Below are 26,555 nucleotides of genomic sequence, written 5' to 3'. Positions count from 1 at the left end.
TGTCCCTTTGTCGGGCACCGCGCCGGTGCCCCTGCCCGTGTTCAGTACTGGTAGATCAACTGGAAGCCCGTGGTCGGGTGTGCGGTGTCGAAGCCGCGCGGCGCATGGATCCGCCGCCCCGCGAAGAGATCCCAACTCAAGCCGCTGTAGCTGCCACGCAAGCCGACGACGCCGCCGGTCAACTGGCGGTGGCCTGCCTGCGTGGATGGTCCGGAGACGCGACCGACGTCCACGCCGAGGTACGGCGCCAACACGCCCAGCGGCAACGTGAGCGTGTTGCGCAGGTAGGCGCCGCGTTCGCCAGCGAGCGTCTGCTCGCCGTCATAGCCGCGCACCGAGTAGCGCCCGCCGATCGTGATGAGTTCGGCGGCGGGAAGATGGTCGGTGGAGCGCTGCACGCGCAGGCTGCTGTCCCAGATCGCCTGATGCGTACCGAATTTCAGCGGCTGGCTCAGCGACAGATCGAGCGTGGTCAGCCCGTAGCGATTGGTCGGAAATCCAATGGATGGGTCGTAACCGTTCCACTGGCTGCCGAACCATGGCGTGCCGCGCTGGTAGCCCAGGCGCGCGTCGAGCTGCGCCTGACCGATGTAGTGGCGATGCACCAGGGCCAGCTCCGCACTGGCGACACGTTGGCGCTGGATGCCGACTTCCACGCCCTGGATGTAGCTGTGCGCGCTGCGTCCGGCCAGCCGCATTTCCAGCGAAGTCTTGCTCGACGTGCCGCGAGTCAGCAGACGCTGCACGGTGATGTCGCTCGACGTGGACGTGCCGGTGGAACGGAATCGACTCTGGAAACCTTCGATCCACTGCCGGTAGCGGTAGGTGGAGATCGACCCGCTGAAGGTCCACCAGCCCCAGGGGATGCTGTATGTCGCGTTCTCGCTGAACGTGCTGCCACCGTCAGCGTGCGTGAACAAGGCGTGGCCCGCGCCGATCGAGAACAGATCGTTGAGCCCGAGCGGGTTGTCGTACGAGACGTTGAGGTTGCCCTGGTTGCGCCCCGTGCCCTTGAGGCCAGCGTCGCTCGTATCCACCACCACGTGCCAACGACGCGTGGTGTGAACGGTCAGCACCACATCGGACTCACCCACTTTCTCGGCGGGTGCGATGTCCATCGTCACGTCTTGCGACGGCACGCGCTTGAGCTGCTCGAGCCCCTGCTCGATCGCATGGAGATTGAGCAGATCGCCTTCGCGGATCGGGAAGGCCGTACGCCAGTCGAGCTCCGGCGAGCCGGCGGCGAAGCGGATACGGCGCAGGATGCCGGGCACCAGCAGCATGCGCAGTTGACCGTTGGAAATGTCCTGCGCCGGCACGCCCACGCGGGTGGTGACGAAGCCGCGCGCGATCACCAGGTTGGACAGACGGCGCTGCAAGGCTTCCAGTCCGTTCCGGCCCACGCACTGGCCGACGAAGCGATCGAGGTAGCGCTGCGCCCAGGCGAAATCCGCCACGCGGTCGCCTTCGAGGCGAAGGCTCTGCAGCGGAAAGCAAGGTGTGTCCTTCGGCAACGGCGCATCGAGCCGCTCGGCCGGTGCGGGTTGTCCGGGCTGGAAGGGCGCGTCACGGCGCGCCTCCTCCTTCTCATCAAGCTGCTGAGCGCGACGCAGCTGTTCCTGCTTGTCGAGCGTGCTCTGCTGCGCTATCGCTGCACCGCCGACACCCAACGCAAGCAGCGACGCGAGTGCACACGCCGTTGTGCGCCAACGGCTCTCCCCTGTAACCCTCATTAGTCCTGGTACTCCAAACCGTCCTGGTTCAAGGGCGCGCGGGAACACTCTCGGGTGCCGCGGCCCGGCTCTTCAAGTGCCCCTAATCGGCAGGTGACGCGGAAACTTTAGGTTCTTCGCGGATATCCGGGCAGTCCGCGCTGCGCTTGCGCTGCGGTAGTCCTATGAGGATCTGCTTCGTAGGTCTCGGTAGCCACCGACGACGGCAAGAATCCAACGAAGCGGTGTAGCCATGAGGCATGGCTCCCGTCGCCAGCAGGCTGGCTCCCACCGGTAAGCTTTTCCTCGCCGCCACGGCGGCTCCTACAAGAGCGCCGCACACCTGTGGGAGCTGTGGGAGCCGCTAGGGATTTGCGGAACCGTTCTGCTTCGGCGGAAGGATCAGCATCGCGTCGCCGTAGGAGAAGAAGCGGTAGCGTTGCTGCACGGCGTAGCGATAGGCGTCGAGGATGGCCTCCTTGCCTGCCAGCGCCGAGACCAACATCAGCAGCGTGGATTGCGGCAGGTGGAAGTTGGTGATCAGTGCGTCGATGCTCGTGATCTTGTAGCCGGGGAAGATGAAGATCTGGGTTTCGCCGGCAAAGGGGCGCAGCACGCCCTCGACCGTGGCGCTTTCCAGTGCACGCACCACGGTGGTTCCCACGGCAACGACGCGACCTCCGGCAGCACGTGTCGCGCGGATCTTCTCGACCAGCGCCGCGCCGACGTTGAGCCACTCGCGATGCATGACGTGGTCGCGGACGTCGTCCGCGCGCATCGGCTGGAACGTGCCTGCGCCCACGTGCAAGGTGACGTAACCCGTTTCCACTCCGCGTGCGCGCAGGCGTTCGAGCAACTCCTCGTCGAAGTGCAGGCCGGCTGTCGGCGCTGCGACGGCGCCGGGCTCGCGCGCGAACACGGTCTGGTAACGCTCCTTGTCGGCTTCGCCGGCACCGCGCTCGATGTACGGCGGCAGCGGCATTTCGCCGAGGCGCGACAAAAGACGTTCCAGCGGCTCGTCGATGTCGAAGCGGAGCAGGAAGAACTCGCCCTCGCGACCCAGTACCGTCACCATGCTGCCGTCAGCGAGTTCGATGCGCCCGCCTTCCTTGGGCTTCTTGCTCACGCCCAGTTGCGCACGTGCCTCGTGCGCACCCGTAACGCGCTCGATGAGGATTTCCACGGCACCGCCGGATTCCTTGCGGCCGTAGAGTCGTGCGGGCAGCACACGCGTGTCGTTGAAGATCAGGAGATCGCCCGGCTGCAGCATCTCCGGCAGGTCGCTGAACTGACGGTCCTGCTTGCTCTGCGCGTCAACGTCGAGCACCAGCAGCCGGCTTGCGGAACGGCGGGCCAGCGGCGCCTGCGCGATCAGCTCGGGCGGCAGGTCGAAGTCGAAATCGGATTTCTTCACGGTACGGCCGGGGAAAGCGGTGGATGGCGGATTATCGCCGATCCCCGGCACCGGAAGCGACGGCGCCTCCGGTGTCGCTTGGGGACTAGAGCCAGCCCTTCTGCCTGGCGAGACGATAGGCCTCGATGCGATTCGCCGCACCGAGTTTGCCGATGGCCTCGGAAAGGTAGTTGCGGACGGTGCCGTGCGAGAGATTCAACTGAGCGCCGATATCGCTGGCGGACTGACCCTCGCCCGCCAGACGCAGCACCTGGCGTTCGCGATCGTTGAGCGGGTCGGCGTCCGACCAGGCTTCGAGCGCGAGCTGCGGATCGATGGCACGACCGCCGCGATGCACCGTGCGCAGTGCCTCGGCGAGGTTTTCCGCGGGAGCATCCTTCAACAGATACCCACCGACGCCGGCATCCAACGCACGGCGCAAAAAGCCTGGGCGCGCAAACGTGGTCACGATGATGACCTTGATCGGCATCTCGTGGCGGCGTATCCGCTGGGCGAGCTCCAGACCGGTGAGGCCGGGCATTTCGATGTCGGTCACCAGCACATCGGGCTTCAGCCGTTGCAGCTCGCGCCACGCGGTTTCACCGTCAGCAGCCGATCCCAGGACCTCGATGTCCGATTCGAGGTTGAGCAGCGCAGACAGCGCGCCGCGCACCATGGCCTGGTCCTCTGCCAGCAGCACGCGGATCATGCGCGGCGCTCCATGCGATGAGTCGCCGCGAAAGGCACCCCGATCTCAAAAGCCGTGCCGTGTCGTGCGGGGGAATCGATGGCGAGGCGGCCGCCGATCTGGCGCATGCGCTCGCGCATGCCGGAAACGCCATTACCGTGCGCCGCGAGACCGCCGCAGCCGTTGTCCGTGATACGCATCGAAAACTCCTGCCCGTTCCGGGCGATGACAACGCGCGCCTCCGTGGCGCGCGAATGACGGTGGATGTTGGTGACAGCCTCGCGCAGCACGAGGCACAGCGTGGCTTCGGTCTGCTCTGGCAGTTCGAGTTCGGCGGGCAGTTCCGCGGTGAAAGCGATACCGGACGATTCCAGCATCAAGCGGGCCGACACCAGTTCGCTGGAAAGATCGCCGGCCCGCAGGCCTGTGACCGCGCTACGCACTTCCGCCAGCGTATGCCGGGCGACGCGCTCCACTTCTTCCATTTCTTGCCGTGCCCGCGATGGATCGTCCAGGGCAAGCCGCTTCGCCAGTTCGGATTTCAAGGTGATGAGCGACAGCGTGTGACCCAGCAGATCGTGCAGATCGCGTCCGATGCGCTCGCGTTCCGCCAGCGTGGCGAGCCGCCGCACTTCCGACTGCGACAGGCGCAGCTCAGCGTCGCGGCGTGCGCCGCGTACGTAAAGATAATTGCTGAAGCCCGCCGCCAGCCCTGCGCCGAAGACGACGGCCACGTGCACCAGCGGCACGTCGAAGGCATATCGCCAGACAAGCGTCACGAGTGTGGCGACCGCGACGCCACCCAACCACAGGCGCGGACGATTCGAGTAAGCCAGCAAGGTGACACCGATGACCACATACCCAAGCGCGAGCGGGTTGACGGGCCACAGGACGAAACCGAGCGCGCTAATGGCGATCGCATTGAACGGAAGGCGGGCCACGGGGGCCGTATACACCGCGACGTAGCACACCAGATAAACGGGAAGGGAAGCGAGGGTCGGCCCCATCCAGTCCCACTGGAAGCCCCTTAAGGCAAGCGGTGCCTGGATCAGCGCGATCAGCCAGAACACCTGCAGACCCGCCTGCCAGCGCAGATAGACCGGCGAGCGGAGCACTCCAAGAAGTGAGTCCCTGTGCGGCGACGGAATACGGATCACGAGGCCAGCCTGTCGCGTTCGGACGGCAGCGACTCGTCCTGCCGCGTATCAACGGGTGGGAGCCGGTCGGCGGGTACGAGCGGCACATGGATGCGTACGACGGTGCCCTTCTGCGCCGCGGACTCGAAGGCCAGCGTGCCGCCGAGCGCGCGCACACGTTCACGCATGCCGCAGATGCCGTTGCCCTCACCGCTCGCGAGGCCGCGGCCATTGTCCACGATGGTCATCGTGCAAGCGCGATCGTCCATGCTGACGGTGGCTTCGGCGAATGTGGCGCCAGCGTGACGATGAATGTTCGTCACGGCTTCGCGCAGCACGAGGGCAAGCTCGTTGTCGACCCGCGGCGGAAGCTCGGGGATGTCTGCGCGGTAGACGAAATCGATCATCGAGGCAGTCAGGAGCAGACGCGCGGAAGCCAGTTCGGCCACGACACCGGAGGCGCGTATGCCGGTGACGGCCGAACGTACCTCGGCCAGTGCGTGTCGCGCGACCTGCTCCGCTTCCTCGATTTCGCGACGGGCGGCGTCGGCGTCGCGATCGAACAGGCGGCGCGACAATTCGAGCTTCAACGTAATCAGGGAAAGCGTATGACCCAGCAAATCGTGAAGATCGCGGCCTATGCGCTCGCGCTCCGCCGTCGCGGCAAGCCGGCGCACCTCGTCGTGGGACAGTTTCAGCTCCACGTCGCGCTGCGCGTTGAAGCGATACACCACGTTTACCGTTCCCACCGACAGGGCGATGAAGGACATCATGGCAACGACGGCGAGAGACCAGTCCATCATGAGATACGTCACGGCGACGAAGCCGCCAACGACGGCGGCCATGCCGACGAAGCATTTCTTAGGCTGGCCTTCGAATCCGAGCATGGCGCAGGCGTAGATGATGTACGACGCGCCGCCGGTGTGGTTGAACTTCAACGTGGCATACGAAAGCAACGCCACCGCACCGGCATACCAGGTTACGTGACGAAGCGGACGGATATACGCCGCCGCGTAGAGCAGCAGGAAGATCGGAAACGATATGGCCGTAGCCAGGCCCCACCCAGGGCCCAGCTCATTGGCGAAGATGAGGTCCCCGAAGACATACACCGCCCACACCAGGTTGAGCAGACCAGAGATGCGCTGCCTCGGTCGATCGCGGAAGCGGTTCCAGAGCGAGTCCGGGGTCGGCTTGAACCACGAGAGCGACATGGGTGTATCCGTGGAGAGACGTGCAGTCATGCTACTTCAACCGTAGCGGCGCAGGCGACGCGCGGCGATGGTCACGAAGACCACGGTGTAGCCAAGGAGCGCCGCCACATGCATCCCTTCCCGCCCCTGGCCGAGGCCCACCGCGGAGAGCGCCAGCTGGTCGAGATGGTAGGCCGGCCAGATCGGCGCGATCGATTGCAGGAACGACGGCATGACCGACAACGGGAACCACAGGCCCGACAGGAACGCCATGGGCAGGTAGACGAGGTTGACGATGCCCGGCGCGCCCTGCCCCTTCACCAGCGTGCCCAACAGCAGGCCGAGCGCGACGAACGGCAGCACGCCCAGCACCTCCACCACGAAGAACGTACCGACGCGCGAGGCTGGAAGGTGCACGCCCGCCAGGAAGATCGCCATGCACAGGAGCAGCACAGCCACGATGGCCGCGACCAGGAGCGCCATGCACATCTTGCCCAGCAGATACGCACCGGGCGGCATCGGCAGCGCGCGCTTCAAGGTGAGCAGGCCCGTGTCGCGTTCCAGCGCCAGCGACACGCCGAAGCCGAACAAGCCCGGCGCCATGACGCCGAACGTGCCGTACGACGCCAGCAGGTAACGTGGCGCGTCCGCACTGTTCGCGTGCGCAAGGAAGATGCCGAACATCAGGTAGAACACCGACGGGAACAGCAGGGTCGGCAGAAGGAAGCCCGGATTGCGCAGGTAGCGCAGGCACTCGGCGCGGGCCTCTTGCACATAGGCGTTGATGACCTGCGGCGTGGTCATGACGGGCGTGGCGACGCTATCGATCGTGGTCATGCAGCCTCCTTCGCGGTGTCGGTGCTGCGGGTGATTTCCTGGAACGCGTCGGCGAGGCCGGCGCGCTGCACTTCGAGTTCGGAAAGCGCGTGGTCGGCAGCGAGCAGCTTCCTCACGACGCCTTCGGCATCGGCGGTGGCGATGACCTTGCGGCCGTGGTGGATTTCGATGGAAGCGACACCCTCCCAATTCGATATGACGGTTTCGCTCACGGAGGTGACGCAGCGGATCTTGCGCAGGGCCACCTGCGCTCGCAGCGCGTCGACCGTGCCTTGCGACACCACTTTTCCGGCAGCGAAGACGCAGACGCGATCGGCGAGCGCTTCCGCCTCTTCGAGGTAGTGCGTGGTCAAGACCACGGCGCACCCCTCCGAGACCATGTGCCGGATCGCGGCCCACAACGACTGGCGGGCATCGATATCCATGCCGACCGTGGGCTCGTCCAGAAACAGAATGTCCGGCCCCCCAACCATCGCCATCGCGAACTGCACGCGGCGCTGCTGGCCGCCGGACAGCCCGCCGTACTGCCGCCCGAGCAGATCGACCACACCGGCAAGTTCGGCGCAGGCCATGAGCGAGCGCGGCTGCGGGTAATAGCTGGCGGTAAGGCGGATCAACTCGCCGGCTTTCAATGTGGCTGGCAGGGTCGCCGACTGCAGCATGACGCCGATGCGTCGGCGGGCCTCGATCGCCTGCGGGTCCTTGTCGAACAAGGTCGCCGATCCGGCGTCCGGGCGTTGGAGTCCAAGCAGCATGGCGATACTGGTGCTTTTGCCGGCGCCGTTCGGGCCCAGCAGCGCCAGCACCTCACCGCGGTGCACTTCGAGGTCGATGCCGTCGAGCGCGGTCACCGCGCCGTAGAGCTTGCGGACGTTCTGGAGCCGTGCGATTTGCGTGTCTTGGTTCATGGGTCCCCTCCTTGCGACGCAACATATTCGTTCGCAACCCCTTGGCGGCAGTCGTTTGCGTCATTGTGCGGATGTGACAAGCGTCACCCGGGGGTTACGCGGCCAAAAACCGCGTGCTATGCTGGGAAAATAATCCCTTTACATATAGATACTTAGCGGCCTCTTAAGGGATCGTTTCGCACCAGTGCCGCGTCATCCAGTACGAGGAGTGGGTCTATGGACGTTATCGGTCTTCTGCGTGAGTTGCGCGATTTTGGCGGTTCGCCGCGCACCCGGGGCCTGCCCGACGACGTCATCGTCCGCTTCGCCGCTACCGATGCGCTGCTGGTGCGCGCCATCGAAGAAGCCGTGGCCTATCACCGCGCCCTACGCGAGGACATGGCCGACCTGCTTCGCCTGGACGAAGCCGAGCAGATCAAGCGTGTGCAGGCGGGTCTCGTCAATTTCTATCCCGACGACGGCGTGAATCCGTATCTCCCCGCCTCTGCGCGCGGTCCGTGGGTGGTGACGCTCAAGGGCGCGGTGCTTCACGACGATGGCGGCTACGGCATGCTCGGCTTCGGCCACAATCCGGAGCACGTGCTCGAAGCGATGTCGCGACCGCAGGTCATGGCCAATGTGATGACCGCTAACGTTTCGCAGCTGCGTCTCTCGAACGCGCTGCGCAAGGAACTCGGTCATACGCGCGGCGGCAGCCCCTATTCGCATTTCCTCTGCCTCAATTCCGGCTCCGAGTCGGTCACGCTCGCCGGCCGCATCGCCGACGTCAACGCGCGCCTGATGACCGATCCGGGCGCACGCCACGCGGGCCGCACGATCAAGCGCCTGGCGGTCAAGGGCGCGTTCCACGGTCGTACCGAGCGCCCGGCGCTCTATTCCGATTCTTCGCGTCGCAACTATCAGCAGCACCTCGCCAGCTTCCGCAACGAAGACACCCTAATCACCGTCGAGCCGTACAACGTGGCGCAGTTGAAGGCCGCGTTCGCCGAAGCCGACCGGCAGGGTTGGTTCATCGAAGCGATGTTCCTCGAGCCGGTGATGGGCGAAGGCGATCCGGGCCGTGCGCTGACGCCGGAGTTCTATGCGGCGGCGCGCGAACTTACCCGCGAGCACGGCACGCTGTTGCTGGTCGATTCCATCCAGGCCGGCCTGCGCGCGCATGGCGTGCTCTCGATCGTGGATTACCCCGGTTTCGAGGCACTCGAAGCACCGGACATGGAGACCTTCTCCAAGGCGCTCAACGCCGGCCAGTACCCGCTTTCGGTGCTGGCGGTGACGGACCGCGTGGCGGGTCTCTATCGCAAGGGCATCTACGGCAACACGATGACCGCGAACCCGCGTGCGCTCGACGTCGCCGTGGCGACGCTGGCCGAGCTGACCGACGAGGTTCGCCGCAACATCCGTGAGCGCGGGCAGGAGTTCCTGAAGAAGATCGAGATCCTGAAGGGTGAACTCGGCGGCCTCATCACCAAGGTGCAGGGCACCGGCCTGTTGTTCTCCTGCGAGCTGGCCCCGGAATTCAAGTGCTACGGCGAAGGCTCCACCGAGGAGTACATGCGCGAGCGCGGCGTGGGCGTCATCCACGGCGGTGCCAATTCGCTCCGCTTCACGCCGCACTTCCGCGTGACCAGCGCCGAAGTGGACCTGATCGTCGAAGAGATCCGCCACGCACTCACCGCCGGTCCGCGCCGCGCGGAATCGACCAAGGCCGCCTGATACGGTTGCCGGGGCCCTGAGCGGCCCTGGCTCTCCCGGCGCTTGGTTCGCAGAAGCACGCGCCGGATCGCGGTAAGCTCCAGCGGCCGGATTCACCGGCGTCACGTAGGGGTTCGCCATGCGTACGCAGATTCGTGTCCTTGCCGCCGTCTCCCTCCTCGTCTTCGCCGCGGCTACCGTCGCCGCGCCACAGACTCCCGCCAAGAAAGAGCTCACGCCGCAGCAGCAGCGCATGAGCACGTGCAACACGCAGGCCGCCGGTAAGAAAGGCGACGAGCGCAAGACCTTCATGAGCAGTTGCTTGAAGGGTGAAACGCCTGCGAAGACCTCGCAGCAGGACAAGATGAAATCCTGCAACAAGGACGCCTCGGCAAAGAGCCTCAAGGGCGACGAACGCAAGCAGTTCATGAGCACGTGCCTCAAGGGCTGACGCCTCGCTTCACATGCTTTCGCCTCCCGCGGCGAGGCCCTGACGCCTCGCCGCAGCGCATGCCGTTTGCGTCGCGCCAATGCGACAATGCATCGTCACCGCCGAACGAAGTGTGCCCATGAAGATCGTAGAAGTCCGCCACCCCCTCATCCAGCACAAGCTCGGCCTCATGCGCCGCGCCGACATCAGCACGAAGGAGTTCCGCGAGCTTGCCTCCGAAGTCGCCGCGCTGCTGACCTACGAGGCCACTGCAGACATGGAAACCGAGTGCAAGACGATCGACGGATGGGCAGGCCCGGTCGAAGTCACGCACATCAAGGGCAAGAAGGTCACCATCGTGCCGATCCTGCGTGCAGGGCTGGGCATGCTCACAGGCGTGCTGGAAATGATCCCCGCCGCAAAGGTCAGCGTCGTGGGCCTCCAGCGCGACGAGGAAACCCTGGAACCGGTGGCGTACTACGAAAAGCTCAGCGGCGGCATGGATGAGCGCACGGCGATCATCGTCGATCCGATGCTGGCGACCGCCGGCACCCTGGTCGCCACCGTGGACATGCTGAAGGCGGCGGGCGCGAAGAAGATCAAGGGCCTGTTCCTCGTCGCGGCACCAGAAGGCTTAAAGCGTATCGAGGCGGCGCATCCGGACATCGAGATCTACGTCGCCTCTATCGACGACCGGCTCAATGAACTCGGCTACATCCTGCCGGGTCTGGGCGACGCCGGTGACAAGATCTTCGGTACCAAGCAGAAATCGGCCTGAAGCGGCCGCTGGGCGTCTCGCGCCCGGCTGAGAAGCCGCCCGCGCCCTACCCTCGGCGCGGGTCTCGGCGGGTCGGTCACATTCCTCTGTCATAAATTTGCGGCACACTCCGCAGGTGGGCTCGACAGGGGGAACGTCACGCAGGGGATGCGCGGCGCTTCGAGTCGCACACCAACAATCGACTCGATCGAGGGGACATTCGAATGCGTTCGACTACGTCACGGCGCGCCCTGTGGGCAGCGCTGGCAGGACTCTCCGCCGTGCTTCCGCTACAGGCGGCCGATCTATCCATCACCCAGTTCCGCGTCCGCGGCCCCGCGGGTGGCAACGATGAATTCGTGGAACTGCAGAACACCGGCAGCGCCCCGCTGGACGTGTCGGGCTACAAGCTCAACGCCTCCAACGCGAGCGGCACGACCGGGACGCGCTTCACCCTTCCTGCGGGCACCACCGTGGCGCCGGGCTGCTTCCTTTTGCTCGCCAACGGCGCCAGCTCCGGTTACTCGGGCAGCGTGACGCCGGATCTGAAGTATTCCACCGGTGTTACCGATGACGGCGGCCTCGCCATGCTCGATGCCTCGGGCACGATCATCGACCAGGTCGGCCTCAGCGCCGGCTCCGCGTACAAGCTCGGTACGCCGCTCGCCAGCCTCGGTAGCGCAAACCAGGATCAGGGCTATAGCCGCAAGACCGACGGCTCCGGCCTGCCGCAGTCCACCGGCAACAATGCCGCTGACTGGGTGAAGGTTGCCCCGACCGCTCCGCGTTCGAGTGCGTCGCCCTGTGCCGTGATGGGCCTCAGCCTGTCGATCGCCGACGCCACCGTCAGCGTGCGCAATGCCGACGACCAGCAGATGCCGTTCACGGTCACGCTGAGCCAGCCGGCACAGGCGGACGTTTCCGTGCACGCGGTTACCGCCGATGACACGGCGACCGTGGCAGCCGGCGATTACGATGCCGTCGACACGACGCTGACCATTCCGGCCGGCAGCACCAGCACCACTGTCAATGTCACCGTGCATGGCGCGAAGGCCGCGGGCCCGGACAAGGCGTTCCGCGTCAACCTGTCGGATGCCACGGGTGGCGACGTCCGCATTGCGAAGTCCTCCGCGATCGGCGCGATCCTCAACGAGATTCCCATTGCTGCCGAGATCTGGCAGATCACGGGCCGCGGTCAGGTCTCGCCGCTGGTCGGCAAGCGCGTAGCGACGCACGGCAACGTGGTGACGGCCGTCGGACCGGCGGGCTTCACGATGCAGACGCCGGACAATCGCGCGGATGACGATCGCCTGACCTCCAACGGCATCTATGTCTTCACCAGTAGCGCCCCGACCGTGAAGACGGGCGACCTCGTGGACGTCGAGGCCACGGTGGACAACTACTTCAATCTGCCGGAACTGAAGAACGCCTCGATTACCACGACCATGCACGGCGCGCGCCTGCCGAAGCCCGTGGTTTTCGGCAACAACGTGCCTTCGTCGGATCCGAACGCGCTCTCGTGCGGCGACACGAACTTCCAGTGCTACGTGGGCATGCGCGTGTCGATCGACAACGGCATGATCACCACCGGCAACCTGCGTTTCAGCAACGAACCGTTTGCCGAGGTGTATGTCACCGCCAACGGCAAGCGCTCGCTGCGCGAACCGGGCGTACGTTACACGGTGCCCGTGCCGGACGGCGTGAACCTGCCGAACTGGTCGGGTAATCCGCAGGTGTTCAAGATGAACACGGCCGACTTCGGTGCCGTGGCACCCAACACGCCGTTCAACGCCGGCACCACGTTCCGCGCGGAAGGTGTGATCTCCTACGCATTCGGCGCGTACACGTTCATCCCGACCTCGTTCACCATCAAGAAGGCAGCGGCGTTGCCGCGAGCTGTCGATCCGCGTCCGTTCTACGCGGTGCGTGTCGGCGCCTTCAACACCGAGCGTTTCTGCGACACGGAATTCAACACGACCTTTACCTGCAGCGGTAGCGATACCGAACCGACGGCGGACGAGGTGAAGCTGAAGACCGAGCGCCTCTCGGCGTACATCGGTGGCGTGCTGAAGCTGCCGGACATCCTCTCGGTGGAAGAAGTGAAGAGCCTGCAGGTGCTGCAGGGCCTCGCGAAGCAGCTTGGTGACGATTATCCGGTCCAGTACGAAGCGTTCCTGCAGCCGGGCCATGACCCCAGCGGCATCAACGTCGGGTTCCTGGTGCGGACGGATCGCGTGCGCGTGCTCGACGTACGTCAGCTTGGCGCCGACGAGACGTGGCAGGACCAAGGCCAGACGGCATTCGTCCACGACCACCCGCCGCTGCTGCTGACGGCGGAAGTGCCGTCGATCGTGGGTCGGATGCGCATCAACGTGATCGCAGTGCATCCGAAGGCGCGCCAGAACGTGGACAAGACGGGCACCACGGCGGAGCGCGATCGGCAGAAGCGCTTCCTCCAGGCCAAGTCGCTGGCGACGCAGGTGCAGGCCCTCCAGACCGACCGGAAGAACCGCCTCGCACCGCTGTTGGTGGTGGGCGACTTCAACGCCTATCAGTTCACGGATGGCTTCACCGACGTGGTCGGCCTCATCTCCGGCAAGTACGACGATAGCCAGAACCTGCTGAAGCTCGGCACGAACATCGTGAAGCCCACGCTGTGGAACGCTGTGGACTCCGTGCCTTCGCAGGACCGCTACTCGTTCCTGTTCACGGAGAACTTCGGCAACATCCAGGGCCAGGCGCCGCGTCAGGTACCGACGCATCAGGTGCTCGACCACGCGCTGTTGAACACGATCGCGCGAGGCCTGTTCCTGCAGATGAAGTACGGTCGCGGCAACCTCGACGCACCGGTGCAGACGCTGGACGATGCGGCGAAGGCGACCGGCGTGCAGAAGGCCATGGGTTCGTCCGACCACGACGGTTTCGTGGTGGACATGCTGGCGCTGCCGACGATTCTGCTCTGATGTTAAGGGGTGCCCTCCGGGGCACCCCTTTTACATTGGGAAGCAAACAGCAAAGGTGAAAGCCACCCTGGTGGCGATGAATCAAAGCTCGGTGGGAGCCACCCTGGTGGCGAAGAGCCAACGAAGCGGTGAAGCGGCAAGGCAAGTTCCCATCGCCAGCAGGCTGGCTCCCACCGCAAGCTCTTATCGCCAGCAGGCTGGCTCCCACCAGCTAGTTCCTACCGGCAAGCTCCCACCTGTGTCTGGCTTACCCTGCGAAGCGATCCGTGGCCTTCACCAGTTCACGCGCGATGCCCGGTTCGAACGCCGAATGCCCCGCGTCCTGCACGATGCGCAGGTCGGCTTCGGGGAATGCGCGGTGCAGATCCCACGCGCTGCGCACCGGACACACCACGTCATAACGACCTTGCACGATCACGGTAGGAATGTGCCGGATGCGATGCACGTCGCGCAGCAGTTGACCGTCCACTTCGAAGAAGCCTGCGTTGACGAAGTAGTGGCATTCGATGCGCGCGAAGGCCAGCGCGAACTCGTCCTCACCGCTGGATGCGATGTGGCCGGGGTCTTGATAGAGGTAGCTCGTCGCCGCCTCCCACACCGACCACGCCCTTGCCGCTGCTACGCGCGTCGCAGCGTCCGTACTGGTCAGCCGGCGGTGGTAGGCACTAATGAGATCGCCGTGCTCCGCCTGCGGAATCGCAGACAGATAGGTTTCCCACGCGTCCGGATAGAGCTGGTCGCAGCCTGACTGGTAGAACCATTCCAGCTCCGAGCGACGCAGCATGAAGATGCCACGCAGCACGAGTTCCGTCGTGCGTTCGGGATGCGTCTCGGCATAGGCCAGCGCCAGCGTGGAGCCCCACGAGCCGCCGAAGACCTGCCAGCGATCGATGCCGAGGTGCTCGCGCACCCGCTCGATGTCGGCGACGAGATCCCAGGTGGTGTTGTCGGTGAGTTCCGCGTGCGGCGTGGACTGACCGCACCCGCGCTGGTCGAACAGCACGATGCGGTACTTCGCCGGATCGAAGAAACGCCGGCAGCGCGGATTCGTGCCACCGCCCGGGCCGCCGTGCAGAAACACCACCGGCTTGCCATGTGGATTGCCACTCTGCTCGTAGTACAGCGTGTGCAGCGGAGAGACCTGCAGCATGCCGCTGTCGTACGGCTCGATCGCGGGGTAGAGGTCGGGAGCGTCCTGGGCCATGAGGCGGGTTCCTGGGGAGGGAGACCGTCAAGGCTAGCGGGCACGGGCGCGCCACGCCAGCGGCCGACCCGCGGCCGGGACGCCGGTTACAGCAACTTGCCCGGATTCATGATGCCGTTCGGGTCCCATACGGCCTTGATGCCGCGCATGAGTGCAATCTCGGCCTCGCTGCGCACGCTGCCCAGCCAAGGCTTCTTCACCAGACCGATGCCGTGCTCGGCCGAGATGCTGCCGCCGTGCCGGGCCAGGGTGTCCACCAGCATCGAGGTCACGTGTTCGCATTGCTCCACGAACGACGCGTTGTCGAGATCCGTCGGCTTGAGCACGTTGATGTGCAGGTTGCCGTCACCGATGTGCCCGAACCAGACGACGTCGAAGTCCGGGTACTCGCGCGTCAGCAAGGCCTGCATCTCAGCCATGAACGCCGGTACCGCGGAGATTCTTACGGAGACGTCGTTCTTGTACGGCTTGTGCGGCGCGAGGCTTTCGGTGATGCCTTCGCGCAATCGCCATAGCGCCGCCGCCTGCGCGTCGCTGGACGCGATCGCACCATCCACCACCCAGCCCTCGGCGAGGCAGAACTCGAAGAAAGCGAGCCCCGCCGCCTCGGCCTCGGCATCCGCGGCGTCGAACTCGCTCACCACGTAGAAGGGGTACGCATCGTCGAATGGTCGCTGCGCACCGTGGGCGAGCACGTGGTGCAGCGCGCGGTCGGTGAAGAACTCGAATGCCTCCAAACGTAACCGGTGCCGCGCTTCCGCGAAGACCTTCATCAAGGCGTCCATCGCGGGAATCGCCAGCAACATGACCTGCGACGGCGGCGGGGGTGCCGTGAGCGCGAGGGTCGCTTCGACCACGATGCCGAGCGTGCCTTCCGAGCCGATCACCAGGTGCCGAAGATCGTAGCCCGAGGCGTTCTTGATCAGGCCGCGGTTCAAGTCGAGCAGTTCGCCCGTACCGGTCACCACCTTGAGCCCGGCGATCCATTGCCGCGTGTTGCCGTAGCGGATGACGCGGATGCCGCCCGCGTTGGTCGCCACGTTGCCACCGATCTGGCAGGAACCGCGCGCGGCGAAGTCCACCGGGTAGATCAGCCCGTGCTCGCGGGCGGCGTTGTGTACTGCTTCCAGTGCCATACCCGCCTGCACGGTCAGCGTGCGGTCGATCGGGTCGAAGTCGAGCACGCGATTCATCCGATCGAGGCTCAGCACCAGTTCGCCGTTCGCAGCGACCGCGCCACCGGACAGCCCCGTGCGACCGCCCGAAGGCACCACCGCCACGCCGTGCCGGTTCGCCCAACGCACGATGCCCTGCACCTCGTCGATCGACGCCGGCCAGGCAATCGCCAGCGGCGCAGGCGTCCAGCGCCGGGTCCAGTCGCGGCCATGGTGCTCCAGGTCGCCCGGATCGGTCGACAGCTTGAGGTCGGGAAGCAGGCGGGTCAGTTCGGCCAGGCGGTCGGTCATGGGGTTCTCGCTCGATGTCGGCCGAGGGTGCCACTCCGTTGGGTGCGCCGCAACATGAACGCCACGTTCTGGCATAGTGATCGTCCAATCCCTGGGACTTAAGCGCCGCCATGAAGCGTACGTCGTATCCGAAGGAAGACATCAAGGTGCTGCTGCTCGAAGGCGTCAGCCGAAGCGCCCTCGACACCTTCCGCCAGGCCGGGTACTCGCAGATCGAGTTCCACGAAAAAGCGCTGCCCGAGGACGAACTCCGCGAGCGCATCGCGGATGCGCACATCGTGGGCATCCGGTCGCGCACGCACCTGACCGCTGAAGTGCTCGCCGAGGCGCGCCGGCTCATCGCCGTGGGCTGCTTCTGCATCGGCACCAACCAGGTCGATGCCGCAGAAGCGGAACGCCTCGGCGTCCCCGTCTTCAACGCCCCCTACTCCAATACCCGCAGCGTCGCCGAGCTGGTTATCGCCGAGACGATTCTGCTTGTACGGCGCATCCCCGAAAAGAATGCGCAATGCCACCGCGGCGGTTGGTCCAAATCGGCCGCGGGCAGCTTCGAGGTCCGCGACAAGGTGCTCGGCATCGTCGGCTACGGGCACATCGGCACCCAGGTGGGCGTGCTGGCCGAGGCGCTCGGCATGCGCGTGATCTTCCACGACATCGAACCCAAGCTGTCGCTGGGCAACGCACGCCCCGCGGCCAGCCTGGACGATCTGCTGGAACGCGCGGATGTCGTGACCTTGCATGTGCCCGAGACGCCGCAGACCAAGAACCTCATCGGCGCCGCCGAGCTCGCCCGGATGCATCCGGGCGCCATGCTGGTGAATGCATCGCGCGGCACGGTGGTGGACATCGACGCGCTCGCCGCCGCGCTTCGCTCGAAGCATCTGGCCGGCGCTGCGATCGATGTCTTCCCGGTCGAGCCGCAAGGCAACAGTGATCCGTTCGTCTCGCCGCTGGTGGGCATGGACAACGTGATCCTCACCCCGCACGTAGGCGGCAGCACGGCCGAGGCGCAGGAGAACATCGGCATCGAGGTTGCCTCGAAGCTGGTGCGCTACAGCGACAACGGCAGCACCTTGTCGGCGGTGAATTTCCCGGAAGTGTCCCTGCCCGGCCACCCGACGAGCCGGCGCCTGCTGCATATCCACCAGAACATCCCCGGCGTGATGTCGCGCGTCAACGACGTGTTCTCGCGCGCAGCGGTGAACATCGATGGCCAGTACCTGCAGACGTCGCCGCAAGTCGGTTACGTGGTCATCGACGTGACCACGACCGAGGAACACGCGGCAGCCCTGCGCAACGAGCTGGCCGCGATCGACGGAACGCTGAGGGCGCGCGTTCTCTACTGAGGGCGCGCCACGGGCTCTAGACGAGGCCGCCGTCGGATACGACCCGCGCGCGGCCTCGCTCCTTGGCGAGATAGAGGCGGCGATCGGCCACGGCGATGAAGGGCGTGGTCTCGTCGTGTTCACCGGGTATGGCCGTGTGCACGCCTGCGCTGAGCGTGAGGCGCTTGCCCGGACCCAGGCCGACGTGCGGAATCAGTGCCTTGTCCACAGCGTCGAGGCAGCGCCAGGCGAGCGCCATCGCGGCGGCTTCGTCGGTATCCGGCAGCAGCAGCACGAACTCCTCGCCGCCGAAGCGGCAGAGCAGGTCACGCTGGCCGCGCACCACGCCTTGGAGCGCTTTCGCCACGCGTTTCAGGCATTCGTCGCCTTCCAGGTGACCGTAGTGATCGTTGTATTGCTTGAAGTAATCGATGTCGAGCACGATCACCGACAAGGGCTGGCGCAGTCGCTGCGCATTGCGCCACTCCACGGTCATCATCATGTCGAAGCGGCGGCGATTCGCCACACCGGTCAGGCCGTCCTTGTAGGACAGCTCTTCCAGTTCGCGCTGCATGTCCAACAATCGCTCTTCGGTCCGCTTGCGTTCGCTGATGTCGAACATGAAGCCGACCAGCGCGTTCGGCGTGCCGTCGTCGTTGCGCACCACGTGCACCACGTCGCGAATCCAGACGAATTCGCCATCCTTGCGCAGGGCACGGTAGTCGGCCTCGTGATCCATGCCGGCTTGCGACTGCGCCACGCAGAAGTTGAAGACCCGTTCGCGATCTTCGGGATGGATGCGATCGGCCCAGTCCTGCACGGTGGTCCAGGACGACGCCGACCAGCCAAGCAGATCTTCGATCTGCGGACCGATGTAGGCGAAGCCGAGCGTCGCCCAGTCGAGTTTCCAGGGAATGGCGCGCGTGGATTCCAGCAAGGTCTTGTAGACCCCCGCATCCTCGTAAAGCAGCGCGTCTTCGACGCTCATGGCAGCGATCCCCCCCCTGGCAGCGGCCTCAGCCGCGAATAGTCGTCCACCCCTTATCGGCGGAGCTTGGTAAAGCTTGAACCATTCGGAGCCATTGCGCTCGCTCGCGAAGCATGTTTACACTGTAAACATGCCAACCGACACCACTGCCGACCGCATCCTCGCCGCTGCTCATGCCCTCTTCGACGCGCACGGTGCGGAGGCCGTGACCATGCGTCGCGTGGCGGCGGATGTCGGCCTGTCGGCCATGGCGATCTACCGACACTTTCCCAATCGCGAAGCGTTGCTGGCGCGGCTATCCAACGACAGCTTCGAAGACGCGGCGCGCACCTGGGCGAGCCACGCGCGCCAGCACGACCCGCACCGCCGTCTGCTGGCCATGCTGGAGTCTTACCTCGATTACGCCCTCACGCATCCGCACCTGTTCGACCACGCTTTCGGACTGCCCCGTGATGACGCCAGGCGCTTCCCCGAGGACTTTCGTGCTCGCCGCTCGCCTACGTTGAACCTTATCGCCGACGCGATCGCGGAAGGCATGGCTCAGGGCACCTTGCGCACGCTCGACGAATGGGATCTGGCCATGGACCTGTGGGCGCATGCCCATGGGCTCATCGCGCTGTACCGGGGCGGTCGCTTCAGCTTCGACGAGAAGCGCTTCCGAACCTTCTACCTCGCCTCATTGGGACGAACGATCGATGCCTTTGCGCCCTGAACGCTCCGTAGTGCCGGTATGGATATTGGCGACCGCCCTCACCGCCATCGGCTGGTGGTTCGGTAGCGGTACCCATCCCGTGTGGTGGATCACATGGCTTACTCCCGTGCCGGTGCTCTGGCTGGCGTCGAGGGTAAGAACGCGCTGGGCAGCTGCCTCCGCGTTCCTCGCGATGGCGACCGGTTCGGGCAATCTGTGGTCCTACATGCACGGCCACATTGGCCTGCCCTTCGGTGTCGTCGTCTTCGCCATGCTCTGGCCCGGCGTGATCTTCGCGCTTTGCGTGCTCCTGCATAAGCGTCTGCTGCGACGTGGACGCGTCGTCGCTGCCGCCTTGGCGATCCCGGTCACGTGGGTGGCGCTGGCGTTCTTCAATAGCCTGATATCGCCTCACGGCACCTTCTTCGATATCGCTTACACGCAGATGGACGCGCTGGCGGTGATCCAGTTGGCGGCGATCACGGGTATCTGGGGTATCGGCGCGCTGATGCTTTTCGTCGCGACCGCCGTGGCCTTGCTGAGCGCTTCTCAGGCGAACGCAAGAACGCGGCGCGCCCTGGCGGGGAGCGCGTTGTTGCTGCTCGTCATCGTCCTCGGTTTCGGCATCTGGCGACTCGCTGCGCCGTCGACGTCTCAGGCTCGCGTGGGGCTCATCGCGCTCGATCAGACCGGTAAGCCGGTCGCCATCGACTCGCCGGAAGGCCAGGCGCGTCGGGATCGTTACCTCGCCGCGCTCGGTCGTGCCGCCGATCAAGGCGCGCAGATGGCAGTGCTTCCGGAAGGCATCTTCGCTGCTGGCGTATCCATTCCGGCCTTTGCGGAGTTCGCGCAGCGGCACGGCATGATCGTCGACGTCGGCGTCAACCTGCAGGAAGACCATGGCGTGGAGCGCAATACGGCGATGGTCTTCCAACCCGGCGCGGTGTCGCCTGCGATGCATCACAAGCATCACTTGATCCCTGGTTTCGAGGGCCGGTTCACGCCAGGCAACACGTTTCAGATGCTGACGGGCACGCCACGAATCGGCCTGGCGATCTGCAAGGACATGGACTTTCAGGACTTTTCGAAGGCCTACGGGCAGGGGAACGCGCAGCTGCTGCTCGTGCCCGCGTGGGACTTCGTGGAAGACGGCTGGCTGCACAGTCGCATGGCGATCATGCGTGGCGTGGAAGGCGGCTTTGCCGTCGCGCGCGCCGCTCGCTCCGGCCGACTCACGCTCAGTGACGACCGTGGGCGAGTGGTTGCCGAAGCATCCAGCGAACAGGATGACGCGGAACGGGTGGGCAACCTGCCGCTGCGCGAGACGCAGACGCTCTATGCGCGCTGGGGGAACTGGTTCGCGTGGCTCGACGTCGTCGCGTTGCTGGCGCTGCTCGGGATGGCGGTCGCACCGACCTCTCGCCGCTCGCGCTAGAGACGACATCTTTGAGGCACTCGTCCGATGGAAGCCACCGCCATCGGCAACGAAAAAAGGCGCCCCGAAGGACGCCTTTTCGAATAATGGTCGGGGTGGCGAGATTCGAACTCGCGACCACTACACCCCCAGCGTAGTGCGCTACCAGGCTGCGCTACACCCCGACGAGCGAACGATTGTAACAGCATCGTCGCGACCAGCGGAAGCCGATCAGCGGCGAAGGAGGGTCAGGACTTCTTCCAGTTCCAGGCGAACCTGGCGGACGATCTGGTGCGACATGCTGGCTTCCATGCGCGCCTGCGGACCTTCCAGGCGAGCGCGGGCGCCCGTAATGGTGAAGCCCTCGTCGTACAGCAACGAGCGGATCTGGCGAATCATGAGGACGTCGTGGCGCTGATAGTAACGGCGGTTGCCGCGACGCTTGACCGGCTTGAGCGCAGGAAACTCCTGCTCCCAGTAGCGAAGGACATGCGGCTTGACGCCGCAAAGCTCGCTGACCTCACCAATGGTGAAGTAGCGCTTCGCCGGAATGGCGGGAAGTTCGGTGTTATTCCCTGGATCCAGCATAGCCCTCGACTCTTACCTTGAGTTTCTGGCCGGGGCGGAACGTTACCACCCGCCGGGCAGAGATGGGAATTTCTTCGCCGGTCTTGGGATTGCGACCGGGCCGCTGATTCTTCTGCCGCAGATCGAAGTTGCCGAAACCCGACAGCTTCACCTGCTCGCCCCTCTCAAGCGCTTCGCGCACGACTTCGAAGTACGCGTCCACGAATTCCTTGGCCTCACGCTTGTTGAGACCTACGTCGAGGAAAAGCCGCTCGGCCATTTCCGCCTTGGTCAGCGCCATCTCATCCTCGCAATCTTGCCTTGCATGTCTTCTCCAATGCCCCCACCGCGTCAGCCACGCGGGCGTCGGCATCGTCGTCAGTAAGGGTGCGTGAAGCGTCCTGTAAAATCAAGCCCATAGCGAGACTCTTTCGCCCTTCATCGATCCCTTTTCCGGCATATCGATCGAACAGGCGAATCTCCTTGAGGACATCGCCGAGCGCCCCGCGGACGGCGGCTTCCACGGCGGCCCAGGACACCTCTTCCGGCAACTCCACGGCAATGTCGCGACGAACTGCCGGGAAACGCGCCACGGCCGCCGCGCTCGGCAGGCGGCGGGCGAGCAATGGTTCGAGCGCCAGCTCCATGACGTGAACGTCGGGGCCGAGGTCCAGCGCCTTGGCAAGCGCCGGATGCAGAGCGCCAAGATAGCCGGCCGCCTGACCGTCGCGCAGCACGCGAGCACCGCGACCGGGATGCAGCCATGACGGCAGGTCAGTAGCGTCGACCGACCAGCGCGACGGTTCACCGGTATGGGCGATCAGCGCATCGAGGTCACCCTTCAGATCGAAGAAGTCCACGGGGCGGGACGGCTCACCCCACTGCTCCGCGCGCGCGCCGCCGGAAGCGACCACGGCCACGCGGCCGATCTCGTCGGGGGCCGCGCCCGTGGCGTGGAAGCTGCGCGCCACTTCGAACAGGCGCACGCGGTCCTGCTGGCGCGCGCGATTGTGGCGCAGCGCCTCGACCAAGCCCGGCAACAGGGACGTGCGCATGACGGCGAGGTCGGCCGACAGCGGATTGGCCAGGGCGACGGCATCGCGATCCACGCCCCAGGTGCGCAGCAGATCGGCGTTGACGAAGGACAGCGTCACCGCCTCGAAGTAGCCGCGCGCGGCCAACTGGTCGCGCAGCGCCATCTCGGTGAGACGTGCCTCCGGTTCCGCACGCAGCGCGATCTCACCCGCGGGTACGTGGGTGGGAATGCGCTCGTAGCCATGGATGCGCGCGACCTCCTCGATGAGGTCTTCCTCGCGCTCGATGTCGAAGCGGCTGGTGGGCGGCGTGATGCGCCAGCCATCGGCCACCTCGACGACACCCATGCCCAGCGCGACGAAGATGCGCGCGACCTCGCTGGCGGCGACGTCGATGCCCAGCACGCGGCGAAGGCGCGCATGGCGAAGCATCACAGGCGCGTGCTCACGGAGGTCTTCCGGGCGCTCGGCCACGGTGACCGGACCGGCCTTGCCGCCAGCGATTTCGAGCAGCAACTGCGTCGCCCGTTCGATGGCACGTTTCGGCAAGGCAGGGTCGACGCCGCGCTCGAAGCGGTGCGAGGCATCCGTATGCAGGCCGAGCTTGCGCGCGCGCCCCATGATGGCGGACGGTGCGAAATGCGCGGCTTCGAGGAATATGTTCTGCGTGGCGTCGGTCACACGCGAATCGAAGCCACCCATGATGCCGGCGACGGCCAGCGGACGCGCGTCGTCGGCGATCACGACGAACGAGGCGTCCAGCTTGGCTTCGTTACCGTCGAGCAGCTTCAGGCGCTCGCCTTCCGCCGCGTGACGGACGACCACCGCACCCGTGAGCGTGTCATTGTCGAAGGCATGCAGCGGGTGGCCGAGTTCGAGCATCACGTATTGGGTGATGTCGACGATGGCGCTGATCGGGCGGATGCCGGCACGACGAAGGCGCTCGGCGAGCCACAGCGGCGAACGTGCCTTTGCGTCCACACCTTCGATGACGCGACCGAGATAGCGCGGCGCGTCGGCGCCGGCTTCGAGCTTGACCTCACGCGCGGTATCGATCGTGACGGCGGCATCGGTCGCGCCGATGGCTTCCACGCGGCTGCCGAACAGCGCGGCCACGTCGTGCGCCAGCCCCTGCAGGCCGAGCACGTCCGGGCGATTCGGCGTGATCTTCAACTCGATGCTGGCGTCGGGCAGACCCAGGTACTCAGCCAGCGTCTTGCCGACGGGCGCGTCGCTGGGCAGTTCGAGCAGGCCGGACGCATCGGCGTCGATGCCGAGTTCCTTCGCCGAGCACAGCATGCCGAACGACTCGACGCCGCGCAGCTTCGCCGCCTTGATCTGGATGCCACCGGGAAGCGTGGCGCCGACCATGGCGAGCGGCACGCGAATGCCGACGCGGGCGTTGGGTGCGCCACATACGATCTGCAGTGGAGCGCCCTGCCCCGCATCCACGGTGCACACCTGCAGGCGATCGGCTTCGGGATGCTTCGTGGCGGCGACGATCTCGGCCACCACGACGCCGTCGAGGCCATCACCCAGCGGGGTGACCTCTTCGACTTCCAGGCCCGACATCGTCAGCGCGTGGACCAGTGCGGCGCGATCCGCATCGATGGTGACCAGTTCGCGCAGCCAGTTTTCGGAGAATTTCATGAGAGCCACTCGTTGAACGTGGAATCGATGGCCGGCTTCGTGCCGGCCATACGGCGAGACGGATCAGGCGAACTGACGCAGGAAGCGCAGGTCGTTCTCGAAGAAGGCGCGCAGGTCGCCGACGCCGTAGCGGAGCATCGCGAAACGCTCCACACCGAGGCCGAAGGCGAAGCCCGTGTAGCGCTCCGGATCGATGCCGCAGTTCTTCAACACGGTCGGGTGGACCATGCCGCAGCCGAGCACCTCGAGCCATCGCGCGCTGCCATCTTCGGCATCCCAGCGGATGTCCACTTCCGCGGAGGGCTCGGTGAACGGGAAATAGCTCGGGCGGAAGCGCATCTCGAAATCGCGCTCGAAGAACGCACGCACGAACTCGGCCAGCGTGCCCTTGAGATCGGCGAAGCTGGACGTCTCGTCCACGAGCAGCCCTTCGATCTGGTGGAACATGGGCGAGTGGGTCTGGTCGGAATCGCTGCGATAGACCTTGCCGGGCGCAATGATGCGGATCGGCGGCTGGCGCCCCTGCATCGAACGGATCTGCACCGGCGAGGTATGCGTGCGCAGCAGGCGACCGTCACCGAAATAGAAGGTGTCGTGCATCGCGCGCGCGGGGTGATGCGGCGGGAAGTTGAGCGCTTCGAAGTTGTGCCAGTCGTCCTCGATCTCGGGACCGTCGGCACGCTGGTACCCGAGGCGACCGAAGATGTCGGCGATGCGCTCCAACGCGCGGGTAATGGGATGGATGCCGCCGTATTCGCCGTCGCGTCCCGGCAGGGTCACGTCGATGCGTTCGGAAGCGAGGCGGCGGTCCAGTTCGGCCTGCTCCAGCGCCTGCTTGCGCTGGGCGATGGCGTCGGTCAACCGCTCCTTGACGCGATTGACCTCGGCACCCCGTGCCTTGCGCTCGTCGCCGGACAGCTGCCCCAGGGCCTTCAGTGCCGCCGTGACCGCACCGTTCTTGCCCAACAGCGCGACGCGCACGGCGTCCAGCGCTTCCAGCGTGGAGGCGGCTTCGATGTCCCGCAGCGATGCGTCGATATGCTCGATCGATTCCATCGGAATTCCTGGTTTTTCCTGGGCCGGAAAAAAAGAATGGGGAGAAGGCAAGGCCTTCTCCCCACGTCATCCATCATCGCGCGGCATTGCTACCGCGCGTGGTAAAGCGGATTACGCAGCCAGACTGGCCTTGGCCTTCTCTGCGATCGCGCCAAACGCCTTGATGTCATGCACGGCCAGGTCGGCGAGGACCTTGCGGTCGACCGAGATGTTGGCCTTGGCCAGACCATTGATCAGGCGGCTGTACGACAGACCGAACTGACGAGCGGCGGCATTGATACGGACAATCCACAGCGCGCGGAACTGGCGCTTGCGCTGCTTGCGACCGATGTAGGCGTACTGACCGGCCTTGATGACGGCCTGGTTGGCTACGCGGAATACCTTGCGGCGGGCGTTGTAGTAGCCCTTGGCACGGCCGATGATCTTCTTGTGACGACGACGGGCGGTAACGCCACGCTTAACACGAGCCATGGTTCAAGCCTCCCTTAGAGATACGGCAACATGCGAGCTACACCCTTGGTGTCGCACGCTTTGACGTGGTTGGGAGCGCGCAGGCCGCGCTTACGCTTGGTCGACTTCTTGGTCAGGATGTGCGACTTGAAGGCGTGACCGGCCTTGAACTTGCCCGATGCGGTCTTGCGAAAACGCTTCGCGGCCGCCCGGTTGGTCTTGATCTTGGGCATCGGAATGCTCCGTATTCGGTTGCTGACTGATCCGGCGGCAAGGCGTTGAAGCGCCTGCACTTTCCTTCCTGCCGGGTACGGTGAATCGGCCCATCCATACGGACCGAGCCGGCGATGATACACGAATCTTAAGGCTATGTGTAGGAGCCGCTATAGCGGCGAGGACAACCTGCCCCGCCGCTTCATGGCTCCGTGGGCTTCTCGCCGCTATAGCGGCTCCCACAATTCCAGAGATCAGACCTTCTTCTTAGGCCCGATCATCATGACCATCTGGCGACCTTCGAGGCGCGGGAACTGCTCGACCACGCCTTCCTCGCCGATGTCGGTCTGGATCTTGCGGGCCAGGTTCTGGCCGAGGTCCTGGTGGGACATCTCGCGGCCGCGGAAGCGGATCGTGACCTTGACCTTGTCGCCTTCTTCAAGAAACTCGCGCATCTTGCGCAGCTTGATGTCGTAGTCGCCCACGTCGGTGACGGGGCGGAACTTCACTTCCTTGATTTCGACCTGCTTCTGCTTCTTCTTGGCGGCCTGAGCCTTCTTCTGGGCTTCGAACTTGAACTTGCCGTAGTCCATGATCTTGCAGACCGGCGGATCGCCGTTCGGCTGGATCTCGACGAGGTCCATGCCAAGCTCTTCGGCGGCACGAATCGCATCACGGGTGTCCATGATGCCCATCTGCTCGCCTTCGGCGCCCAGCACGCGGACCTTCGGCACGCGAATGTCGTTGTTCTTGCGATTGCCCTTGTTATCGGTCGTAGCGATACCGCT

General features: G+C 65.3%; 24 protein-coding genes and 1 tRNA gene. 7 read left to right on the top strand and 18 right to left on the bottom strand.

Features of this window, described 5'->3' with window-relative positions; genetic code table 11:
* Window positions 1-41: 41 nt before the first annotated feature.
* The 7 genes from BT115_RS13000 to BT115_RS12970 form a co-directional block, all read right to left on the bottom strand.
* A complete protein-coding gene (locus BT115_RS13000; RefSeq protein ID WP_072322992.1) occupies window positions 42-1,733 on the bottom strand; it encodes a ShlB/FhaC/HecB family hemolysin secretion/activation protein in 1,692 nt (563 codons plus the stop codon).
* A gap of 343 nt (window positions 1,734-2,076) precedes the next feature.
* On the bottom strand, window positions 2,077-3,126 hold the full coding sequence (gene queA, locus BT115_RS12995) for a tRNA preQ1(34) S-adenosylmethionine ribosyltransferase-isomerase QueA (RefSeq protein WP_072323207.1): 1,050 nt from the start codon (window positions 3,124-3,126) through the stop codon (window positions 2,077-2,079).
* An 85-nt stretch (window positions 3,127-3,211) separates the two neighbouring features.
* Complete coding sequence (locus BT115_RS12990; protein ID WP_072322991.1) at window positions 3,212-3,814, bottom strand: response regulator transcription factor; 603 nt, start codon at window positions 3,812-3,814, stop codon at window positions 3,212-3,214.
* Window positions 3,811-4,908, bottom strand: a complete 1,098-nt coding sequence (locus BT115_RS12985) for a sensor histidine kinase (RefSeq protein ID WP_072322990.1) — start codon at window positions 4,906-4,908, stop codon at window positions 3,811-3,813. Before BT115_RS12985 ends, BT115_RS12990 begins: the two co-directional genes overlap by 4 nt.
* A gap of 38 nt (window positions 4,909-4,946) precedes the next feature.
* The gene (locus BT115_RS12980) at window positions 4,947-6,170 is read right to left on the bottom strand and encodes a sensor histidine kinase (protein WP_072322989.1); all 1,224 of its coding nucleotides are present in this window, start codon (window positions 6,168-6,170) and stop codon (window positions 4,947-4,949) included.
* A 6-nt stretch (window positions 6,171-6,176) separates the two neighbouring features.
* A complete protein-coding gene (locus BT115_RS12975; protein ID WP_072322988.1) occupies window positions 6,177-6,956 on the bottom strand; it encodes an ABC transporter permease in 780 nt (259 codons plus the stop codon).
* Window positions 6,953-7,864, bottom strand: coding sequence for an ABC transporter ATP-binding protein (locus BT115_RS12970; RefSeq protein WP_072322987.1), 912 nt, complete (start codon window positions 7,862-7,864; stop codon window positions 6,953-6,955). The genes BT115_RS12975 and BT115_RS12970 overlap by 4 nt, the downstream gene beginning before the upstream one ends.
* A 216-nt stretch (window positions 7,865-8,080) precedes the next feature.
* Here BT115_RS12970 and BT115_RS12965 point away from each other — a divergent pair, with 216 nt between their 5' ends.
* From BT115_RS12965 to BT115_RS12950, 4 genes are all read left to right on the top strand, one after another.
* Window positions 8,081-9,580 carry an aminotransferase class III-fold pyridoxal phosphate-dependent enzyme gene (locus tag BT115_RS12965; RefSeq protein ID WP_072322986.1) on the top strand — a complete coding sequence of 500 codons (1,500 nt, stop codon included), beginning with the start codon at window positions 8,081-8,083 and terminating at the stop codon, window positions 9,578-9,580.
* 118 nt (window positions 9,581-9,698) lie between these two features.
* Window positions 9,699-10,010: a PsiF family protein gene (locus tag BT115_RS12960; protein WP_072322985.1), complete on the top strand. Its 312-nt coding sequence runs from the start codon at window positions 9,699-9,701 to the stop codon at window positions 10,008-10,010.
* Between the two features lie 118 nt (window positions 10,011-10,128).
* Window positions 10,129-10,767 carry a uracil phosphoribosyltransferase gene (gene upp / locus BT115_RS12955; RefSeq protein ID WP_072322984.1) on the top strand — a complete coding sequence of 213 codons (639 nt, stop codon included), beginning with the start codon at window positions 10,129-10,131 and terminating at the stop codon, window positions 10,765-10,767.
* 203 nt (window positions 10,768-10,970) lie between these two features.
* Window positions 10,971-13,709 carry a lamin tail domain-containing protein gene (locus BT115_RS12950; RefSeq protein WP_072322983.1) on the top strand — a complete coding sequence of 913 codons (2,739 nt, stop codon included), beginning with the start codon at window positions 10,971-10,973 and terminating at the stop codon, window positions 13,707-13,709.
* A gap of 247 nt (window positions 13,710-13,956) precedes the next feature.
* Here BT115_RS12950 and pip read toward each other — a convergent pair whose 3' ends face one another.
* Window positions 13,957-14,913, bottom strand: coding sequence for a prolyl aminopeptidase (gene pip / locus BT115_RS12945; RefSeq protein WP_072322982.1), 957 nt, complete (start codon window positions 14,911-14,913; stop codon window positions 13,957-13,959).
* Window positions 14,914-14,999: 86 nt separating this feature from the next.
* Complete coding sequence (locus BT115_RS12940) at window positions 15,000-16,379, bottom strand: FAD-binding oxidoreductase (RefSeq protein WP_072322981.1); 1,380 nt, start codon at window positions 16,377-16,379, stop codon at window positions 15,000-15,002.
* 110 nt (window positions 16,380-16,489) lie between these two features.
* Between BT115_RS12940 and serA the strand changes: the two genes are divergently transcribed.
* A complete protein-coding gene (gene serA, locus BT115_RS12935) occupies window positions 16,490-17,725 on the top strand; it encodes a phosphoglycerate dehydrogenase (RefSeq protein WP_072322980.1) in 1,236 nt (411 codons plus the stop codon).
* Window positions 17,726-17,741: 16 nt separating this feature from the next.
* Here serA and BT115_RS12930 read toward each other — a convergent pair whose 3' ends face one another.
* Window positions 17,742-18,692: a GGDEF domain-containing protein gene (locus BT115_RS12930; RefSeq protein ID WP_072322979.1), complete on the bottom strand. Its 951-nt coding sequence runs from the start codon at window positions 18,690-18,692 to the stop codon at window positions 17,742-17,744.
* A 130-nt stretch (window positions 18,693-18,822) separates the two neighbouring features.
* Between BT115_RS12930 and BT115_RS12925 the strand changes: the two genes are divergently transcribed.
* Window positions 18,823-19,404: a TetR/AcrR family transcriptional regulator gene (locus tag BT115_RS12925; RefSeq protein WP_072322978.1), complete on the top strand. Its 582-nt coding sequence runs from the start codon at window positions 18,823-18,825 to the stop codon at window positions 19,402-19,404.
* Window positions 19,388-20,818, top strand: coding sequence for a nitrilase-related carbon-nitrogen hydrolase (locus tag BT115_RS12920; RefSeq protein WP_072322977.1), 1,431 nt, complete (start codon window positions 19,388-19,390; stop codon window positions 20,816-20,818). The genes BT115_RS12925 and BT115_RS12920 overlap by 17 nt, the downstream gene beginning before the upstream one ends.
* An 87-nt stretch (window positions 20,819-20,905) precedes the next feature.
* Here the strand turns inward: BT115_RS12920 and BT115_RS12915 are convergent.
* The 8 genes from BT115_RS12915 to infC form a co-directional block, all read right to left on the bottom strand.
* Window positions 20,906-20,982 (bottom strand) — tRNA-Pro (locus tag BT115_RS12915).
* Window positions 20,983-21,028: 46 nt separating this feature from the next.
* A complete protein-coding gene (locus BT115_RS12910; RefSeq protein ID WP_036114913.1) occupies window positions 21,029-21,385 on the bottom strand; it encodes a MerR family transcriptional regulator in 357 nt (118 codons plus the stop codon).
* Window positions 21,366-21,665 carry an integration host factor subunit alpha gene (gene ihfA, locus BT115_RS12905; protein ID WP_036114917.1) on the bottom strand — a complete coding sequence of 100 codons (300 nt, stop codon included), beginning with the start codon at window positions 21,663-21,665 and terminating at the stop codon, window positions 21,366-21,368. The genes BT115_RS12910 and ihfA overlap by 20 nt, the downstream gene beginning before the upstream one ends.
* A gap of 1 nt (window position 21,666) precedes the next feature.
* Entirely contained in the window at window positions 21,667-24,048 is a 2,382-nt protein-coding gene (gene pheT, locus BT115_RS12900) for a phenylalanine--tRNA ligase subunit beta (RefSeq protein ID WP_072322976.1), read from the bottom strand.
* 63 nt (window positions 24,049-24,111) lie between these two features.
* A complete protein-coding gene (gene pheS, locus BT115_RS12895; protein ID WP_072322975.1) occupies window positions 24,112-25,104 on the bottom strand; it encodes a phenylalanine--tRNA ligase subunit alpha in 993 nt (330 codons plus the stop codon).
* Window positions 25,105-25,215: 111 nt separating this feature from the next.
* Window positions 25,216-25,575 (bottom strand): 50S ribosomal protein L20, encoded by a 360-nt coding sequence (gene rplT, locus BT115_RS12890; RefSeq protein ID WP_072322974.1) that lies wholly within the window; start codon window positions 25,573-25,575, stop codon window positions 25,216-25,218.
* 14 nt (window positions 25,576-25,589) lie between these two features.
* A complete protein-coding gene (gene rpmI, locus BT115_RS12885; RefSeq protein WP_036114929.1) occupies window positions 25,590-25,787 on the bottom strand; it encodes a 50S ribosomal protein L35 in 198 nt (65 codons plus the stop codon).
* Window positions 25,788-26,021: 234 nt separating this feature from the next.
* The gene (gene infC / locus BT115_RS12880; RefSeq protein WP_072322973.1) at window positions 26,022-26,549 is read right to left on the bottom strand and encodes a translation initiation factor IF-3; all 528 of its coding nucleotides are present in this window, start codon (window positions 26,547-26,549) and stop codon (window positions 26,022-26,024) included.
* Window positions 26,550-26,555: the final 6 nt, after the last annotated feature.

The organism is Luteibacter sp. UNCMF366Tsu5.1 (genome assembly GCF_900119235.1).
GTDB lineage: Bacteria > Pseudomonadota > Gammaproteobacteria > Xanthomonadales > Rhodanobacteraceae > Luteibacter > Luteibacter flocculans.
This window is presented reverse-complemented; position numbering and strand designations above follow the sequence as displayed.